This is a genomic window from Rhodococcus sp. CX (assembly GCF_015865005.1).
Lineage (GTDB): Bacteria > Actinomycetota > Actinomycetes > Mycobacteriales > Mycobacteriaceae > Rhodococcus.
On sequence record NZ_JADZGH010000179.1, the window covers coordinates 1 to 3,323 of the forward strand.

The following is a 3,323-nucleotide window of genomic DNA, read 5'->3' on the forward strand; positions in this document are numbered from 1 at the left end:
GACCCGTTCGGCGGACCCGGCAGCCGGATGTACCGGACCGGCGACGTCGTGCGATGGCGGCGCGCCGACGACGGCGGACTCGAACTGGACTACCTGGGGCGCAGCGACTTCCAGGTGAAGATCCGCGGCCTCCGCATCGAACTCGGCGAGATCGACGCCGCCCTGGCCTCCCATCCGGGTGTGCGTTTCGCCGTCACAGTCGGGCGGCCCGGCCCGGGCGGAGACACCGTTCTGGTGGCCTATGTCGTCCCGTCCGACGACGGAGAACCCAATGTCGCCGCGCTCACCGAGCACGTGCGCGCACGGGTTCCGGGTTACATGGTTCCCGCGGCCGTCGTCGTCCTCGACGACATCCCGCGTACCCCGGTCGGCAAGTTCGACCGCGCGGCGCTGCCCGCACCGGACTTCGCGGCGCCCACGCAGTTCCGCGCACCCCGCACCGCCCGCGAGTCGGCGATCGCGACGGCTTTCGCCGACGTGCTCGGCACCGGTGGACTCGGCATCGACGCGAACTTCTTCGACCTCGGCGGCAACTCCCTCAGTGCGACGCGGGTAGTCGCCCGGGTGAACACCGCGCTCGGCTCGGGTATCGGGGTCCGCGATCTGTTCGAAGCGCCGACCGTGGCGGCACTGGCCGCCCGAGTGAGCGCCCGGGACACCGCGGCCGGATCCCGGCCCGCCCTGGCTCGCCTCCCGCGCCCGGACCGGATCCCGCTGTCCCTCGCGCAACAGCGCATGTGGCTCGTCAACCAGCTCGACACCGGCTCCCCGGCCTACAACATCCCCATCGCGCTGCGGCTGACCGGCGATCTCGATCCGGACGCCCTTCGCGCCGCCCTGGCCGACGTCCTCGAACGGCACATCACGCTGCGCACCGTGTACCCCGGCTCCGAGGACGGGCCGCATCAGGTCACGCTCCCCGTCGAGGCGGTGCTGCCCGACCTGACGCCGACCGTGGTTCCCGACGAGACGACCCCGCGGGCCCGCATCGCGGAGCTGGGCGGAACCGGTTTCGACGTCAGCCGCGCCGCCCCGATCCGGACCGCACTGTTCCGGACCGGCCCGGCCGAGCACGCCCTTGTCATGGTGGTGCACCACATCGCGGCCGACGGTTCGTCGATGGTGCCCTTGGCCCGGGACGTCATGGTCGCCTACACCGCGCGCCGCGACGGTCACGCCCCCGACTGGGCGCCGCTGCCGGTCGACTACGTCGACTACACCCTGTGGCAGCGGGAGCTTCTCGGCAGCGACACGGACCCGCATTCGCGTGCCGCGGTCCAGCTCGGGTACTGGCAGCGGACGTTGTCCGGCGCGCCCGCGGTGCTCGAACTGCCGTGGGACCGGCCACGGCCGGTACACCGGTCGCTGCACGCGGGCACGGCGGACTTCAGGATGGATTCCGAACTGCACCGCCGCCTTCGAGAACTTGCCCGGCAACATGATTCGACGATGTTCATGGTGATGCACGCCGCGCTGGCGGTGCTGCTGGCCCGGCTCGGCGGATCCGACGACATCAGTGTCGGCACCCCGGTCGCCGGTCGGGGAGAGGCCGCGCTCGACGACGTCGTGGGCATGTTCGTCAACACGATCGTGCTGCGGACCGCCGTCGATCCGGCCGGTTCGTTCACCGGGCTTCTCGGCCGGGCGCGCGAGAGCGCGCTCGGAGCCTTCGCGCACGCCGAGGTCCCGTTCGATCAGGTCGTCGACGCCGTGGATCCGGAGCGGTCGACCGCGTATTCGCCGCTGTTCCAGGTGATGCTGGAGTTCCGGAACACCGAAGCCGCGCGCCTGGAACTGCCGGGCCTGACGGTCGAGCCGATCCTGCTCGATCCCGGCGTCGCACGCTACGACCTCCACCTGGGTCTCGTCGAAGAGTTCACCGAAAACGGTGCCCCCGAAGGAATATCGGCTGCGTTCGTCTACGCCGACGACCTCCTCGAGGAGACGACCGTGCGGGCGTTCGCCGAACGGTTCGTGCGCATCCTCGAGGACGTGACCGCCGACCCGTCGGCGCCGATCGAGACGATCGACATCCTCTCCCCGGACGAACGCCGCCACCTGGTGCCGGCGGCGGGCGCACCCGCGCTGCCGTCGAGGACGCTGTCCGAGCTGCTGACGGCGTCGGCGGCGACCGATCCGGACGCAATTGCCGTCGTCTGCGGAGACCGTCGAGTGACGTACCGCGAGCTGCACGACGAGTCGAATCGATTGGCGCACAGGTTGATCGAAGCAGGAGCGGGTCCGGAATCGGTGGTGGCGATCGCGGTGTCGCGGTCGGTGGAGTCGATCCTGTCGGTGTGGGCGGTCGCGAAGACCGGGGCCGCGTTCGTCCCCGTCGACCCCGGGTACCCGGCCGGCCGGATCGAGCACATGCTCGCCGATTCCGGTGCCGTGCTGGGCCTTACAGCCCCGCACCGAGTCGAACAGCTGCCCGGCTCCGTCCCCTGGATACCCGTCTCCGCGACCGCCCATGCCGACGGCTCCCGGTACCGGGAGGTGCGGGTGCCGGTACGGCCGGAGCAGGCCGCGTACGTGATCTACACGTCCGGGTCGACGGGCGTGCCCAAGGGCGTGACCGTCACGCACGCCGGACTCGCGAACCTGGTGGCCGAACAGCGCGCCCGGTTCGGATTGGGTCCGGATGCGCGGGTGCTGCACGCGGCGTCGCCGAGCTTCGACGCGGCGGTGCTGGAGATGTTGTGGGCCTTCGGATCCGGTGGCCGCCTGGTGATCTCGCAGCCCGGGGTCTTCGGTGGTCGCGAACTCGCGGAGTTGCTGGCGCGCGAGCAGGTCACCCATGTGGCCCTGACCCCGGCGGCGCTGGGCACGGTGGATCCGGTCGGGCTCGACCATCTGGGCACGGTGATCGTCGGTGGTGAGGCCTGCCCGCCGGAGCTGGTGGCGCGGTGGGCGCCGGGCCGGACCATGGTGAACACCTACGGTCCGGCGGAAGCGACGATCCAGTCGAACGCCGGACGGCCGCTCACGGTGGGAGATCCCGTGACGATCGGTGGCCCGATCCGTGGATTCGCCGAACTGGTGCTCGACGACCGGCTGCGGCCGGTCCCGGTCGGCGTGGCGGGGGAGCTGTACCTGTCGGGCCCCGCCCTGGCACGGGGATACCGGAACCGGGGTTCGCTGACCGCGTCGCGGTTCGTGGCCGATCCGTTCGGGACCCCCGGGCAGCGGATGTACCGAACCGGCGACCTCGTTCGATGGAAGAAGTGCGGCGACAACACATTCGAACTCGAGTACCTCCACCGCTCCGACGATCAGGTGAAGGTCCGCGGCTTCCGCATCGAACTCGGCGAGATCGAATCCGC

General features: G+C 71.1%; 1 protein-coding gene. It reads left to right on the forward strand.

Annotated elements, in window-relative coordinates; all coding sequences use genetic code 11:
• A partial coding sequence (locus I0Q12_RS18750; RefSeq protein WP_197253434.1) for a non-ribosomal peptide synthetase occupies positions 1-3,323 on the forward strand: 3,323 nt, incomplete at both ends.